The organism is Paenibacillus harenae DSM 16969, assembly GCF_000422465.1.
GTDB lineage: Bacteria > Bacillota > Bacilli > Paenibacillales > Paenibacillaceae > Pristimantibacillus > Pristimantibacillus harenae.
On sequence record NZ_KE383842.1, the window covers coordinates 1,744,000 to 1,759,590 of the forward strand.

The following is a 15,591-nucleotide window of genomic DNA, read 5'->3' on the forward strand; positions in this document are numbered from 1 at the left end:
CTCCCGTTTATTTTCTAAGACGATATAAATGAATTCGAACTTAATTAGCGTGATTCAGGCTTCATCTGGACATAAACCTTTTTGAGCTGCGAAATGACTCTGGATAACGAATAGACCTTCTTGGCCTTATCCCAGCCCGCTCTTGCCAGATTATACCGGAAAGCCGGATCGGTAACGACCTTCTCCAACGCTTCGGCCAGCGCGGCCGGGTCCTCCGGCGGCACAAGCAGTCCGTTCACGCCGTCATCGATTTGCTCCGCGATGCCGCCTACGTTCGTTCCGACGAGGGCAAGCCAGCATAATGCCGCCTCCGCGAATACGGATCCGAACGCCTCCGCGCGGGAAGGGAGGACAAATACGTCGAAGAACGGCATGAACTCCTCGGGGTGAAGCATGTAGCCGTAAAAAATAATATCGTCATATAAGTCCAGCTTCACGGCTAATGCTTCCAACTCTTCCCGAATCGGTCCGTCCCCGATAATATGAAGGACGAACGGATGCCCCTGCTTCTTCAGATCTGCGCAAGCGTGAAGCAGAATATCGAGACCCTTTGCCGGAACTAGCCTGCACACGGTGATGAGCTGCGTGACCGCGTTTTCGTGCGCAATCGGCTTAAACCGTTTTTCGTCAAAGCCGTTCGGGATCACTTTAATCCGTTCCGGATGCTTAATATGCGGCGCGATGTAGCTGCGGAAGGATTCCGATACCGTCAGCAGCTGGTCGGCCTTGGCCTCCAGCTCGCCGTACAAGCTCATCAGAAATTGATGCTCCGGCCCTCCCTCGGCTATTTTTCCATTCAGAATAAGCTCCCGTTCGTAGCTGGAGTGGATCGTAACCGCGAGCGGCGTATCCGGAAACAGCTGCTTCATGACCAAGGCTGCGATCGGATGATGCGCGTGAATGATATCGTAATTCTTTTTGATGCGAAGCCTCGTCCACCAGACGTAATCCCGGTAGGTTCGGATATATTTATCTACAATGCTGTTTCCGATAAAAACCGTATGGTCAAATGTCTCGAAAACGACTTCTTCCTGCCCTTTGCCCCTGACGCGCTTCGGCAGCGAGAATAGCTCCATCTGCCAGCCCATCTTAAGAAAGCGTTCCTGAATGTACGGGACCATCGACGATACGCCGCCCGGCTGCTCCGGCGGAAAAAACAACGCTTGTAAAATGTTCATGCGTCCCATCCTTTCCAAGAAAAACGTATGTGGAAACTTTTCCATTAACGTAAAACATGATATATTAGAACATATGTTTCTGTAAAGCTGTTAACCTTACAAATCCTACTACTAGATAATGGTGATTATACAATGACAATTTCGCAATGGCTTGCAGGACCGAACGGCCAGCTTTTTTCATCTTCGGCCGTGATCGTTATCCTCGTATTGATGCTCTTCATGTCGGTTAGGCTGTATGTCAGCTACCGCAACAAACAGATCTACCGGCTGCTCATTACAGCCATTCCTTTGATCATGGTCAAGCAATGTTTGCTGGTCGTGCTGGCTTACCCGGGCTGGTCGCTGTCGCCTTGGATTTATTTGACCTTTACGATTTTGCAAATCGTCTCTTTTATTATTATAAACTTTGTTTTTATGAAATTATATACCGGACGCTCCGCTCAGCTCAAAGTTGTTCCGTTCATTATTATGACTATGACGGCTTTCGTCATTGCAGGCATCCAATTTGCGATAACCCCGTTTTCAGTGGAAACGGCCGTCACATCCGAATCCTTTACGTTTCCAGCGCTCGACTTTTACGGACTGATCGTCATCTTCATCATCATGCTCGGAACAAGAAGCGCGGATATGAATGCCAAATATGTCGCGAGCCTGATCGTTTTTTTCATCAGCGAGCTTGCCCGCTTGGCCAACGCCTACGTCTTTCACGGAGAACTGGCTTGGCTGACGCTACTCGGCCAGCTGCTTCCGGTTATCTATTACATGCTGCTGTTCCTGCTCTTGTTCGAATGGGTGATCGAACGCCTTATGTTCACCTATCAATCCTCGATCACGGACGGTTTGACCGGTTTGTATAATAGAAGACATTTTCAGTCGAAGGCCGAACAGCTGCTGAGCCAGAAGAAGCCGATGGCTGTCATCTTCTGTGATATTGATAATTTCAAAAGACTGAACGACACGCAAGGCCACCACAAGGCCGACGGCGTATTGAAGCAGGTTGCGGAAATAATGAAGGAGGAGTCGAGCGGGATTGGCGCGGCAGGCCGATACGGCGGCGAGGAGCTGCTGGCCTGCATCGGCATTAGCAAGGTAAAGCCCGACCTTGTTGCGGAATCGATCCGCCGAAGAGTGGAACAGGAGACGATCGTAACCGTCAGCGTCGGGTTCAGTACCACCAAGGAGAGCAAAGCCGTGCCGGACATGATCAAGCAAGCCGATGAAGCGATGTACCATTCGAAGACGACTGGCAAAAACAAAGTGACGGCGTTCAAAGCGATATCCTCCAGAAAGTAACAGGTTTGATCGAAATACTAGCGGAGCGGCGGTTATCGATCCAGTAGTACCCTTGAATCGTCCATCAATCGTCATACGAGCGAAATGAACGGCACTTTTACCTTTGATTCGCCCTGCAACCGCCATAGAGCGAAATGAACGGCACTTTTACCTTTGATTCGCCCTGCAACCGCCATACGAGCGAAATGAACGGAAATTTGAACGGACTGACACCTATTAACGGGAGGATTTCCGGTTAGCCGCTCTACGCGAGCGGTCTTTGACGATTTGTTCGAGGAGAAAAGAATAAGACCAGAGTTGTAGAGGCTTTTTGAGCCGGTGATATCGGACACTTTTGAAATATAAACGGACTTGTTATTTTAAAAAACAATCTGCAGCCTAGGACGAATATTGTACTGAGCTGCCGCTGCTTTATTGAACATAAATCCGGAAAGTAGGCACTTATAAAACTAAGAAAACAGCGTCAAATCAAGGTTTATCGGTCACAAAAAGTTGCTAATTTTTTTGCAATAAAAATAGGACACTGTGTGCCTCTTGTCATTCGATAACGACACTGTCACGGAAGCTGGTAACTTTCAGTTTATCGAGTTGTTCAAAGAACTCGTCGGCTTCAAGGATATCGTCTCGAGTCACCTCCAACCCGAACGAGGATGCAACTGCGTCTATTCGGCAACGGCGCTCATCGACTATCTGACCGATTGTGCGCTACTCGGACACACACGCTTTCTACACATGAACGCGCTGCAATCCGATCCGGGCTATCAGATCGTGAAAGAGATCCAGCGCTTCCCAGAAGAAAGCACGTTTCGCGGACAGCTCAAGGGCATGACGTGGAGCCATCTCATCCAATTAGTTGGGATCAATCAAGAGTTACTACGCCGCAAGGCCCGACTGGAAGGCAAACGACTCGTGTGGATCGACATTGACGACACCGTCATCACACTCTTCGGCGAACAGGAAGGTGCGACCAACGGTTACAACCTCCGTTATCACGGTCGCCCTTCGTACAAGGTGCGCGTCGCGTTTGTGGCAGGAACCGGGGAACTTATCCACCTGCAACTGAATCCATGCAACACGAATGGCATGAAAGACTTTCTTTCATTTGTTAAAGAAGTCGAAGCCATGCTTCCGCCGGAGTACATCATCGAAGGTATCCGTGCCGATTGCGGGTTTGCCGATCCTGCCGTTATGGAATATGCCGAAGCCAATGGTTGGCAGTACATTTTCAAATTGCCGAAGAAGGCAACCGTGAAGAAAGCGATCGCCTATCTGGAGCAACATCCACGCTTCTGGGAAACGCTCGCCGAGCGGGATGAGAGCATTCAGTTCGCCGCTGTGGACGAGCATTGGTCGGCAGCTGACACTTGATTTTTCAAAAAACTTTCATTTGATAGATTTATCAACATGCCAAATTTCCAATTATTTTTATAATGTAAAATTCAGAATATAATGGATTTATCGAGAAATGAGCGCAATTGAGTTTGACGTCTTTAAGCAACGGAACGGTAAGCGTTTAGTTGGATGAGTATATCGGGATAATCTCGGTTATTGTACAGGCTTGTATTTCAGATGACAATAATGTAATAATGATTTTTGAGACTTATTATCCAAAGAGAGGTGACGAAGATGACTGCCGAAGCGCCACTAACGAGGGAAACGATTCTGGCCGCCGCGGACCAAGTTCTGCGGCGGTACGGTCCGAGGAAAACGTCCGTCGTCGATATCGCGAGATTTCTTCAAGTAAGCCATGGAACGTTATATCGTCACTTTCCAAGTAAATCTGCTTTGCTTACAGCCGTTACGGAGCGTTGGTTATATAACAGTATCTTGCTCCCGTTGCACGCGGTAGCGGAGAAAACGAGAGGAAGCGCCGAAGAACGATTGCGAATGTGGTTTGAAACGCTCTTCTCGAAAAAACGAACGAACGCTGCGGAAGAACCGGAGATGTTCGCGATGTATGCTGCCGTATCAGTTGAGGCGGATGAATGCATGAAGCCCCACGTCGAAGGGCTCATCGGCCAAATTCAATCGATTGTGGAATATGGGGTCGAAACGAAGGAGTTCAAGCCCGGGAATGCGGCAATCAAAGCCCGTGCTTTGTTCCAGGCTACGAGCAGTTTCCATCATCCTGCACATGTGCAGGAATGGAAGGACTCTGAAATCGACAAAGCCTTCGACGACGTTTGGCAGCTGCTCATGTCCGGTTTGAAATAAGCAGCCCAATGCACTGCACGACAATCTCGTGCAATTTTTTTTATTTTGTAATGACAAAAATAAAAATCTGTTATTTGACATTCATTATATGTCAGGTGTATATTTTATTTAAAAGAGGAGAGTGATGCTTCCGACATATAGCGTTTATGCAGGTTACTTTGTCTGATTACGATGGTTTTTGGCTTGGCGGAATCGATTTCATTTGTATCAAGAAGAAGCAAGTGTACTTGATGTCAGATCATAAAATAAACTAAGGAGTCGAAGCATTCATGAATTTATCGGGAAACACGGTTCTCATTACAGGCGGATCAACGGGTATCGGGCTGGCTCTCGCGGAACGGCTCTTGAAGTCGGGAAACACAGTCATTATTTGCGGAAGAAGAGAAGAAAAATTACAGGAGGCTCGGCACCTGCATCCGGAGCTTCACGTTCGGGTTTGTGACGTTGCAATGGAATCGGAAAGGCTGGCAATATTCAAATGGATTCAAAGCGAATTCCCCGGGCTTAATGTTCTTGTTAACAATGCAGGAATACAGCATAGGATGAATCTCATGGAATCGGGCAAGGACTGGAACCATTATCAGCAGGAAATCGCCATAAATTTGGAAGCTCCAATTCAACTTGCGATGCTCTTTATTCCTCATTTTGCAAAGCAAAAGGGTGCGGCAATCGTCAATATCTCCTCCGGACTGGCGTTTACCCCAATGGCGGCAGCTCCGATATACAGCGCGACGAAAGCGGCCATCCATTCGTTCACGACAAGTTTGCGTTACCAGTTGTCCGCTACCGGGATTGAAGTCATTGAGGTGGCACCGCCGGCAGTCAATACGGACTTGGGAGGCATAGAGTTTCATGCGTTCGGAGTTCCGCTTGATGAGTTTATTGATGGGGTCTATCAGGGACTCAAGGATGGGAGACAGGAAATCGGCTACGGAACATCAGAGAAAGCACTGCGCCTGTCCAGGGATGAGATCGAGGAAACCGTTAAGCAGATAAACAACCATATTTCGTTCTAAGTGAGGAAAACAATGCTTCAACGGGTCAGGATAGCTCGATTGTTTGTCTGCATTCCGCGGCTCTTTGATCTGTTGGCAGGAGGTTCCGTGCAGGCTGTAGGCTGTAGTGGACAGTTTGAGGGTGTATGGGAACGCAGAGTGGGTCTGAGTTATTTAGTTTTGTTATCTTCACTATTTAATGGCTGAAACACAAGGTCCAGGTGCTCTTCCTTCTCTTATAAGCCTAACCCGTGTATCCCCGAACCTTGAACCTAAGGTGGATAAATAGAGAAACGCAATATGATCATATTGATACAGTCGAAGAATGGATTTTACGATCGAATGGCGAACCACAAAAACGACGGACATTACTTAATTTGAGAAGACCATTTTTTAACATGGATTCGGTAAGTAACAAGCATAAAAACGGCAAAAAGCCTGTCATATCATTGTCATATCAGGTTTGTAGGTCACAAAAAGTTGCTAATTTTTTTGCAATAAAAACAGGACACCGTATACCTCTTGTCAAATGGTTAAAGTACCCAACAATAACCTGGAGAGGAAGTGTCCTTAGCAACATGGTAACACAAACGGAGGCACATGCGCCAGACAAAAAACACGGTTGTAACCGTTGGTCGCACCTTCCTGTTCGCCGAAGAGTGTGATGACGGTGTCGTCAATGTCGATCCACACGAGTCGTTTGCCTTCCAGTCGGGCCTTGCGGCGTAGTAACTCTTGATTGATCCCAACTAATTGGATGAGATGGCTCCACGTCATGCCCTTACCCTGATATATCCATAAATGATAATATATTAATGCGAATGCGACTTATCCACAGGTCTAAGTTATCCACATTCCGAATTCATGTTGAATAATCGTAACCGTTCGTTGAAAAAGAGGTTAGTATATCGATTTCTTCATAATTACAGTCTTTACCGGGAAACCATTTGGGTTATTAACCACTTCTTCTCTTGTAATATAAAATCCAACTGATTTATACAACTGAATATTTTGTGATATTGCCATCCGCACCCTGCATGTAATCTCTGAATTCCCGTTCTTCTTAGCGTATTCTTCGAGCCAAGTAAGAATGGATTTAGCAATACCTTTCCCTCTTGCCTCTGGGGCAACGGATAGACGTGAGAAATAAAGTGAATTGTCTTCCGTTTTAAATCTTGCTGAACCCCGCGGAATCTCGTCGATAAAATAAAGCAAAGCATTTTCAGACCCGTTTTTTATCGACTCTTCTATTGAAACAATAGACTCATTAAGAGCACTGGAAGGAACATCAATATTCCTATATTCCTCGAAAGCAGAAAGCATTATTTTATGAACCAGGTAAGCATCTTTTGCATCCGCCAGGCGAATCATCAATTAACCTCCAAAACGATTATTGTATAACGAATTCTACTTCAATAACCGTATTCCTTCTTAGTCACATACAGATTACTCCGGCTTCCGCCAGTTAGCGATCCATGGCACTCACGCTACACGTCCCAGCGGATTTTAGGGAGGTTATGCTTGGACATTTGCCAAAGGGGGAAGTGAACCACAAGATCGATCTCCCGAGGACACAGCCTTGAGAGAAGTTAGAGAAGAAACCGGATATGTGTGTGAAGTTATTGCGCCGGGAGTTTGAATCAGATACTTGCGTAAAAGGGTCGATTGAGGGATACCAATGCACTTAAAAGTGCGATTGAAGTAATGCGGGCATGCGAGAGGGTACAAGAACAAAATAAGATTTAAGATTGGCTGTGCTTGTTAGACTTCCATGGAATAACGCATAATCTGTCTCGCATTAAAACCTCGCCGGTACACTAATTACGATTGCCCCCATAAGCAAAGTCTTTCACTTTAATCAACCGCCCCAATAGATTTGATATCCTTGTTCTACCATGCCAACTACCTCTTGCAGCGATGAAGGTCACTCCAAAAAAGAATTTTTTTGTTGAATGTGGCTTTTTATTACCCTGCGGTGTCTAATGGAGTGTAAGGTCAAGAGGAGGTTCTTACCATGTCTGGAGCTCAAGACAAAAGCCCAGTTTATCCGGATAAATTGGGAAACATCAAAAAATTTGAAATCAACTATGAGCAATATCGCATAAGGCTCCGTAAATATCTCTCGTTGAAAGTGAATCCTATGGCCGCGGATGACTTAACGCAACAAGTTTTTTTAAAGGCTATAGAAAACATTCATACATTTAAAGAAAATTCTAATTTATTCACTTGGATTATTAAAATTGCTCAGAATACAGTCAAAAATGAATATCGAAGTTTATCGCGAAAAAAAGAAATTCCCTATGATTTTGCAGATTATGAATCACAGTCGATCTCTCTTGGTTTTGCTAAGAATGTTGAAATTCGTATTGATATAAGTTCTGCGTTAAAAAAACTAAATGAGCTGGACCAACAGATCATTTCATTGCGTTTTTTTGTCGACTGTACCTTGCCGGAAATATCCAAGATCATTGGAATGCGCGAGAGCGCGGTAAAAAACAGGCTGTACCGGTCATTAGAGAAATTAAGAAGAGAATTAAAAGAATGGGGTGACATTACTATAATGTCTATTCAAGATTTGATATCCATTGTGAATAAAAGTGAAACCGATGACGCGTACGATAGCCTGCAGAAGGTGCACCATGACTTATTTGAGGAGCTAAAGAATAATGTTGAAACCATTTCATCCAAATTTAATCACCGTCCATCCAGAAAAACGATCATTGAAATCTATCCGGATCTGCCGACCTTCCATCAAGCTGTCGGGGAAGCAAATGCCCCTAATTGGTTCATGGGCACTTATGAGGGGCGCATATTAAAAATAGTTTCTCCGTTGAACCCGGGACCGGAGCATACGTATCCATCTATTCTGAAATCAACGGTACACTTGTTTACAATGTGGTTAATCAGTGACATTAATCCCCTTTCTCCCAAATGGTTGCGTCAGGGGATTGGAGGATATGAAGCCAAACAAATGACCCCGGAATTTATTAAAAATACGACTGCAGATGCCATCCAAAATCTTGATATCCCGTCTTTTCAACAATTAAATAACGATACCTGGGATTTTGAAACCATGAAGGGATTTCAGTTTTCTTATTTAATTGTAGAATTCATTGTTGAGAAATATGGATTAGATGCATTAAACAAAGTGATTAGGAATCCCCATGATTTTAATGGAATCTTTAAACGTTCGGAGTTAGAGCTGCATGAGCAATGGATCGGGCATTTAAAAAATAAACTGTAAATCCGCTGGCCCTTAGAGGGCTGTCTCAAACGTCATAAAGACTTAGGGACAGCCCCTCTTATTCTTTTATCCCTCTTCAAGCTTATTCCTATCATGCGATCAGCTGCTGCAGCAGCTCAAGCTTCTCCTCCCGGATACAGCGTCGAGCTGTACAGCCTCTTCGGCTGCGGCCGCGGAAGCAAGCCGATCGGCTGCACCGCCAGCTCCATCCGCCTGCCGGCATAGATGGAAGCTGTCTCATTATCGTAGATAATCACCTGCTCCGTCCCCGCCCCCAGCAGGTCCGCATGTACGGCATAGCCGTCCGATGGAAACCGGACGACGGGATTCATCCGGCCGTCGTACAGCGTCGGAAATATGCCCCCGCCTCTGCGGTAAGCGAGGATATAATCCGGCGTATCTTCTTCCCAGTTGCTCAGCGTTTCGATAATGGTCAGCCAGCCGTCCGTTTCGCGGTTTTCCTTCCACAGCTCCCGGCCTTCGGAATCGAGCAGGAATAAGGCATCCTTTCCTTTAAGCCCGCGGCCGTCATCCTCGCGCACCAGACGGTCTAATCCGGCGACCTGCAAGCCCGGCAGATCGTCGCGGAAACGGCCAAGCGCAATATGCTGGGACTCGACCGACCCCTCGTGCCGCCACAGCTCTTTGCCGGTACGGTCAACCATCACGGTCACGCTTCCGCCGATCACCAGCTCGGGCTCGCCGTCTCCGTTCACGTCGCCGACCCAGATGCAATCGGCATGGTCGTCCAAGTCCTTGCAGCTCCACAGCTGCCTTCCTTCCGAGTCGAGCAGATCGTAGCCGGCCATCACTTCGTCTTTCCCGTCGCCGTCAAGGTCGTAAACCCACGGATAATGCCCGGGAATGCCTTCGTGCGTCCACAGCAGCTTGAAATTTCGGTCCATTGCCCACAGCTTATGATACCTGTCCTTCAATATAATGTCGGAGGCCCGGTCATTGCCGGACAAATTCGCGATGATGATACAATCATGCGCGTGCGGATCGGGCAGCGGATAGCTTTCCTTCAGCTTGCCGTCTCTCCCGTCAATGATCATGAACTGACCGTCCATCACGCATAGGACCTCCAGCCTGCCGTCCCCGTCGATATCATAGATTTGGGCCGGATAGTCCGAGCCCTGGCTGCCGGCGCCCAAATCCGGCGTCCCGCTCTGCCATAGCTGCCTCCCCTCGAGATCAAATGCCGTTAGGCACTGTACCTTATGCGGAATATACCGTACGTCCTGCCGATTATCAGGCTGGACCAGCAGCAGCTCCATGCGGCCGTCGCCGTTCAGATCGCCAAGCAGCATTTTACAATTCGGCCCTGCCGCACGGATATCGATTTTCCCCAAAAGAACCGCATCCATTGTTTCCTGCTTCATTCCATTCCCTCCTCTATCGCTTCCTTATACCGGTTCGGCCAGGCTTCCGCTGTTCTCCAATTCCTCCGTCAGCCATTCCGGTATCAGCTCCAGGCTAATTACCGTATTCAGCGACCACTGCGCCGCTTCATTCGTATTGATCCAGTCAATCTCCTGCAGTTCGCCGACATAGGTTACCTTCCGGGCAGCATCGGGTAGTGGCGCTTGCGAAAACGGATTTTGCAGCAGCACCCTCCAGGCGAGCCTTGCCGTTCTATCATCCTGCTTATAGAACGCCCCAAAAGCCGCGATCGCGATGCTGAGAACCGGATGCTCGAAATGCTCATGCCTGACCGTACCGCCCGTCACTTTGTCCTTCTCCTCCTGCGGCAGGTTATAGTAAACGCCGAATTCGGCCATCATCGACTCCCATTCCGGATCCTTCAGCATGGCTGCAAGCTCGAACCAGACTTGAGGCGCGCCCATGCATATCGCCAGATGACGTCCCCAATTGTCATCGCCCAACGGAGTCAGAACGCCTGTCTTCGGATCATAGCCGTAGGTTGGTCCCGAGATCAGTCCGAAATTAGCTTGTTTGACGCAATCGATGCCCGTTATGATTTTGTCGCGATAAAACGTGTCCTCGAAGCGCTCCCACCTCGTCATCCAATTGGAGCTGAAGGCCGCCCAGTCCGGCCCGATTCGAATATGCGTCTTATGCTCGTCCTTAGGAAAATACGCCCGCATCGGATCGAGGGCAACGGTCGAGAAATCCGAATCCTTCACCTCGTCCATGATATCCCCGATCCGTTCGTCTGCGGTCAAGTAATAGTAATAGCGGTGCAGCCCGGCCATCGCGATGCGCGCCTCCTTGCAGCCGCATCCCCAGTGAACGACGTTATGCCGGGAGCCGAGGCCCGCATATTCCCCGAAATGATACACGTCCACCTCGCTTGTATGCCTGGTCATCGCTTCGGCAAGACGGAATAAATCCTCTCTGCCCGAGCGCAGAAACATGACCCACAGCCACATATTCGGCACAAGCTCCGTATTTTGCCAAGCGCAGCCGCCCAGATCGTAGTTCCATACATGCCGGACCGGATCGTAGCTGTGCATAAAATCGCCATAGTCCCAGAAGCCGTACCACCTCCGCTGCTCGACCTCCGCTTGATAGAAGGCAAGGATGCCGTCGAGCTTGTCCTCCAACAAAGCTTTCGCCGGCGTGCTCCGGTCCGGCAGGCTCCATAAGCCGAACGCCCGCGTCCGATGGTAATAATCAGGCTCGCACGCAAGCTGCGGCGGAGACGCGAGCTGCTCCCGCATCGCCTTCAGCCGCTCCGGACCCGGCGTTTCCGTGACGCACCACAGCGTCATTTCGCTGGTATTGGCTATTCCGTACGGCGTCGCCCGCAGCTCCTCCGCTCCTTCATAAGCCGATTCCACATGCGTTCTTGTATCATAATGCCGCAGATCCATCGCTTCGCTGTCCGGCGACCAGAACCAGACCTGGAGAAGCGCCTCCTCCTTCGATGAACCGTTTATCCCGAGGCCGGAAGGGTGCTTCTTCCAGAAATCCCGCAGCCCCGCGGCCATGCCGCCGCCCTCGCCGCCAACGTACCCGATCCCTCCAGCCTTTTGGCCTTCCGCCGACTTCAGCCAGCAGCATTCCTCCTTCGTCCGTTTCCAAATGCCGTAATGATCAGATGAGCTTTGAACCAGCTTATAGTCATCCCATACCGCCGAATCGTCCAGCAATCCCAGAAAGTACCGATCATCCGCCTCATCGAAGCTGACGTATTGACCCTGCGTTTGCCTTTCATAGAGCTCGCGGTATTTGCCCTTCGTCCTGCGGGTATGCAGCGTCTTCGGCGATTCGCTGAAAAAACCGCAGTCTCCCGCAAGACGCACATGCCGGTTGTATAACTCTCCTCTCATCGGGACCTTAAAGGACATTCCCAATGCCTTAATATAATCCTCATTCGGATTGCCGTCATAATGAAAGGTGTGGACAATACGTACCGTTTCAACTCCAGCATAGATATATAGTCGAAGGGAGAACGGAAGCCACTTACGGGACCCGGACGTTGAACGGTGGCTGCCCTCCAGCTTGATGACCGCTCTCACCGGTCCGTCCTGCTCGATCGCCGCCTTATGGACGCGTCCTATAAAATCCTCCTCGCGAACCGTGCGAAGGCCGGTTACATGGCTCCTGCCCTCCTTCACGGAGACAAGCGAGCCGCCACTGCATATTTCCTTGCCGTCCCGCACAATACTGCGGATAATCTGATCGCCATGCTTCCCTATGCTGCATATCATCAAGCCGTTATTCACGATGATGAACTCATCCGTTTCCTTCACCGTCAAGCGGTGCGGAGCCTCCGGACTTCCGCTCTTTATAACCTCATAACCCTCCGCAGACGCTTGCGGCAGCGCCGCTGCATGAGCGGACCATTTGACGCTGCCGTCGGGCCAGTAAGCAGCCGGCCAGCTCTGCATAGCCGACAGCTCACCGCCGGCGACGCTCCGCAGGGCAAGCTTATCGTTTCGCCGCAGCTCCCCCTCTCTCCATGGAATCCCCCAGGTCAATCCGGCGGCCAAGCCGGGCGGCTCTTTCAACCAGCGCAGATTTACGGGTAATTGGGATGTCATCGCAACCCCTCCTTATTCGATAGTGGACTGAAGCTTGTTAAGCTTCAGCTTAATGAGGATCCGGCTTGCGCACAATTGGACATTTTTGAAACGGAAACAGTTGCGGTTTGCACATTATTGCCCGGTTAGCAATATATTGCAGGCCGTCTATTCCGCTTGGCTCAGCTCCCGGTAACGGCTTGGCGTCATGCCCTCCAGCTTCTTGAAAATGCGGTTAAAATAGCTGTGCTGGTAGCCGACCTGCTCGGCCACATCGTTTATTTTCAATCCGGACTCCCGCAGAAGCTCCTTGGCCCGGTCCATCCGGAGCCCGGTTAAGTAATCGATAAAGTTTTTTCCGGTCACCTGCTTGAACGTCTTGCTCAGGAAAAAAGGATTGGTGCCGATATGATCCGCGCAATTGTCGAGCGAAATGTCTTTCATATAATTTTGCTGCAAATAGATCATAGCCTGCTCGATCAGCCTTTTGACTTGGGAGTCCGACCGTCCTCCGAGCTCCGTCAGGAACGGCACGCACACCCGCTCTTTGAACCAGGCAAGAATAAGCTCCGGCTCCCTGATTTGCGACAGCTGCTCGTACATATTTACGCATTTGAACAGACGGGTCGGCTGAATCCCCGACACCATGATCGCGTGCTGCACGCTTCCGAGCAAATGAAGCATCCCCTGCTGCACATCGACCGCCTTCGCCCCTTTGCACGACAGCGCTTCGAGAAATGCGCTTAGCAGCTCGTTAGCGCTCGATTCCTGGCCGGTTCGCAGAGCCTGAATAAATTCCCGCTCCAGCGTGAAAGGATACGCCGTTTCCTCGCCGCCCTCGCCTCCGGCATGAAGCTTCGCCATTTCGATCAGCTGGTTTTCATTCTCGAAGTTCCGCTGGCTGGCCGCCTGTTTCGCCTCTTCGAAGATGATCGGCAGGTCGGATATGTTGCCGGTCGGCTCGCTGACGGCGATGGTCAGGCGCATGTTTAGAATCAGATTGACGGCATGCGTCAGCTCGCCCGCAAATGCTTCTATCTCATCCGCATACGAGCCGTCGTTCGGAACGATTAAGAGAAGCCCCGCCGCCAGATCGTGGAAATTAATCGTTTTGCTTTGCTCGAAGCGATGCGCGGCCAGCTCCTCGATCATATTCACCGCCGCGAATGTGACGAGCCCCTCATCCCCGTATTTGAATTTCCCTTCCAAGCTCGCGATGCCCGTTAATTGCATGTAGAGAACGATAAACCGGTGACGGCTTACTCTCCATTTGTACCGCTCCATCCGATCCAGTAGATCCTCCTCCGAATAGGCATACAGATGACCGTGGAGCAGCTGATGCAGGAAGCTTTCCTTCACGTACGGGAGCTGCTCCGACAGCTTGGCGTGGAGCTCCGAGCTTTCCCGGCTCAAATAATGCCACTGCCGCTCGATAAGCGAAAATTCGTCTTCCTGCCCATACGGCAGCGCTTTTCCCGCCAGCAGTACCGTCATGAGCCTTTTTACGGGGGAATAGATGCTTCGGGAAGCAAGCCAGGCCAGAAGGGCGGCCAGCAGCAGCGCGCTGAGACTCACCGCAAAAATGATTTTGGAGATCAGGACGACAGGCGCCGTGATGCTCGAGATCGGCGAGGCCGAGACATATGTCCAGCTGTCCGAAATCCGTGTGAATTTGCCGTAGCTGACCGTATAGGTAGCGCCTTCCCAATCCAGGAAGAAGGAGCTCATCTTCGCGCCTCGTTCAGCGATTCCTTCGCTTAGCGCAGTAAGGAAAGGAGATTCCGGGCCGTTCCCGCCGGTAGAAGCATATAGCGGTCCGTTATCCTGCATGAAGAAGGTTTCTCCGCCGTCGTACGGCGTCATCGTGCGCAGCATATCGCCGACCTTCTCGTTATCCAGCCGGATGAGAAGCGCGCCGAACGGGTGCAGACTGCCGCCGGGAATATGGTGGACCAGCGTTAATTCTTTATCCTGAGGCCGCTGCGGATCAAATGAGATGTCCGTCCAATACGTAACCTTATCCGTCCGAAGCAGGCCTTCATAAATGTCCTGCACCCGCTTGCTCTCCACGATGCCGTATTCGGGATCGAACAGAATCGGCTGCCCTTCTCCCCCCAAATACAAGCCGACCACCTTATTCATCGTGTTAGACCCCTGCATGACGATTAAGGTTTTCGTTATATCGCGGGCCGTCTCGAAATCGCGGATAAAGTTCAGGTTTTCGAGGCTGTAATCGAATTTGCTGTCAAACGCCCAATGAGAGAGCATAAGCTCCAAATTCGTAAGCTGATCGTCGATATTGCGCGCTCTTTGCTCGATCTGCTTGTTGTGCAGATGGAGCAGCTCGCTCTTCAGCTTGCCGCCCGCCATACCGTATACCAGCGCACCTGTAATGAGCCCTGGGATGCTGGCCACGATCAGGAGCATGATCAGGCTTTTCCGGTAATACCTGCCTTTCGAGCCGGATTTCCCGGATCCTCTATGTATAAACCTTGATTTCATTCCCTTTAGCATATTCTCACCAACTCGATTAGAAATGGATTTCCAATAGAAATCGTTTTGTAAACGCATTCAATTGTATTTTCCAAGAATATATCTTACCGGACAAATGAACAAGACCTTTTTTCATAAGAGTTGGACTGACTTTGGTCCTATTAGAATAAGGCAACGGACCCGTG

The 15,591-nt window shown here is 49.7% G+C and carries 9 protein-coding genes and 4 pseudogenes; 7 read left to right on the forward strand and 6 right to left on the reverse strand.

The window, feature by feature from the left end; genetic code table 11:
• Window positions 1-44 precede the first annotated feature (44 nt).
• The gene (locus H581_RS0118400) at window positions 45-1,178 is read right to left on the reverse strand and encodes a glycosyltransferase family 4 protein (RefSeq protein ID WP_028611301.1); all 1,134 of its coding nucleotides are present in this window, start codon (window positions 1,176-1,178) and stop codon (window positions 45-47) included.
• Between the two features lie 132 nt (window positions 1,179-1,310).
• Between H581_RS0118400 and H581_RS0118405 the strand changes: the two genes are divergently transcribed.
• The 5 genes and pseudogenes from H581_RS0118405 to H581_RS37240 form a co-directional block, all read left to right on the forward strand.
• Entirely contained in the window at window positions 1,311-2,471 is a 1,161-nt protein-coding gene (locus tag H581_RS0118405; protein ID WP_028611302.1) for a GGDEF domain-containing protein, read from the forward strand.
• A gap of 534 nt (window positions 2,472-3,005) precedes the next feature.
• Window positions 3,006-3,833: pseudogene (locus H581_RS34460) on the forward strand (transposase); the annotation flags it as partial.
• Between the two features lie 264 nt (window positions 3,834-4,097).
• A complete protein-coding gene (locus tag H581_RS0118415; RefSeq protein WP_028611303.1) occupies window positions 4,098-4,685 on the forward strand; it encodes a TetR/AcrR family transcriptional regulator in 588 nt (195 codons plus the stop codon).
• 269 nt (window positions 4,686-4,954) lie between these two features.
• A complete protein-coding gene (locus H581_RS0118425; RefSeq protein ID WP_028611304.1) occupies window positions 4,955-5,701 on the forward strand; it encodes an SDR family oxidoreductase in 747 nt (248 codons plus the stop codon).
• Window positions 5,702-5,864: 163 nt separating this feature from the next.
• Window positions 5,865-6,096: pseudogene (locus H581_RS37240) on the forward strand (PQQ-dependent sugar dehydrogenase); the annotation flags it as partial.
• A 205-nt stretch (window positions 6,097-6,301) separates the two neighbouring features.
• On the opposite strand, the pseudogene H581_RS37245 reads toward H581_RS37240, so the two are convergent.
• Together H581_RS37245 and H581_RS0118435 are read right to left on the reverse strand one after the other, a co-directional pair.
• Window positions 6,302-6,457 (reverse strand): annotated as a pseudogene (locus tag H581_RS37245) (IS1380 family transposase); the annotation flags it as partial.
• A 123-nt stretch (window positions 6,458-6,580) separates the two neighbouring features.
• The gene (locus tag H581_RS0118435) at window positions 6,581-7,051 is read right to left on the reverse strand and encodes a GNAT family N-acetyltransferase (RefSeq protein ID WP_036718801.1); all 471 of its coding nucleotides are present in this window, start codon (window positions 7,049-7,051) and stop codon (window positions 6,581-6,583) included.
• A 160-nt stretch (window positions 7,052-7,211) separates the two neighbouring features.
• On the opposite strand from H581_RS0118435, the pseudogene H581_RS39690 reads away from it, so the two are divergent.
• Together H581_RS39690 and H581_RS0118440 are read left to right on the forward strand one after the other, a co-directional pair.
• A pseudogene (locus tag H581_RS39690) lies at window positions 7,212-7,319 on the forward strand (NUDIX domain-containing protein); the annotation flags it as partial.
• Between the two features lie 375 nt (window positions 7,320-7,694).
• Entirely contained in the window at window positions 7,695-8,924 is a 1,230-nt protein-coding gene (locus H581_RS0118440; protein ID WP_028611306.1) for an RNA polymerase sigma factor, read from the forward strand.
• A gap of 116 nt (window positions 8,925-9,040) precedes the next feature.
• On the opposite strand, the gene H581_RS0118445 is transcribed toward H581_RS0118440, so the two are convergent.
• The 3 genes from H581_RS0118445 to H581_RS0118455 form a co-directional block, all read right to left on the reverse strand.
• Window positions 9,041-10,306: an FG-GAP-like repeat-containing protein gene (locus tag H581_RS0118445; protein ID WP_028611307.1), complete on the reverse strand. Its 1,266-nt coding sequence runs from the start codon at window positions 10,304-10,306 to the stop codon at window positions 9,041-9,043.
• Between the two features lie 24 nt (window positions 10,307-10,330).
• Window positions 10,331-12,934, reverse strand: a complete 2,604-nt coding sequence (locus tag H581_RS0118450) for an exo-rhamnogalacturonan lyase family protein (protein WP_028611308.1) — start codon at window positions 12,932-12,934, stop codon at window positions 10,331-10,333.
• A gap of 147 nt (window positions 12,935-13,081) precedes the next feature.
• Window positions 13,082-15,340: a helix-turn-helix domain-containing protein gene (locus H581_RS0118455; RefSeq protein WP_245600061.1), complete on the reverse strand. Its 2,259-nt coding sequence runs from the start codon at window positions 15,338-15,340 to the stop codon at window positions 13,082-13,084.
• Window positions 15,341-15,591: the final 251 nt, after the last annotated feature.

Excerpts from the sequence above, each read along its gene's own strand:
- H581_RS0118400 (WP_028611301.1), bottom strand. The coding sequence starts at position 1,178 with ATGAACATTTTACAAGCGTTGTTTTTTCCGCCGGAGCAGCCGGGCGGC.
- H581_RS0118405 (WP_028611302.1), top strand. The coding sequence starts at position 1,311 with ATGACAATTTCGCAATGGCTTGCAGGACCGAACGGCCAGCTTTTTTCA.
- H581_RS0118415 (WP_028611303.1), top strand. The coding sequence starts at position 4,098 with ATGACTGCCGAAGCGCCACTAACGAGGGAAACGATTCTGGCCGCCGCG.
- H581_RS0118425 (WP_028611304.1), top strand. The coding sequence starts at position 4,955 with ATGAATTTATCGGGAAACACGGTTCTCATTACAGGCGGATCAACGGGT.
- H581_RS0118435 (WP_036718801.1), bottom strand. The coding sequence starts at position 7,051 with ATGATTCGCCTGGCGGATGCAAAAGATGCTTACCTGGTTCATAAAATA.
- H581_RS0118440 (WP_028611306.1), top strand. The coding sequence starts at position 7,695 with ATGTCTGGAGCTCAAGACAAAAGCCCAGTTTATCCGGATAAATTGGGA.
- H581_RS0118445 (WP_028611307.1), bottom strand. The coding sequence starts at position 10,306 with ATGAAGCAGGAAACAATGGATGCGGTTCTTTTGGGGAAAATCGATATC.
- H581_RS0118450 (WP_028611308.1), bottom strand. The coding sequence starts at position 12,934 with ATGACATCCCAATTACCCGTAAATCTGCGCTGGTTGAAAGAGCCGCCC.
- H581_RS0118455 (WP_245600061.1), bottom strand. The coding sequence starts at position 15,340 with ATGCTCCTGATCGTGGCCAGCATCCCAGGGCTCATTACAGGTGCGCTG.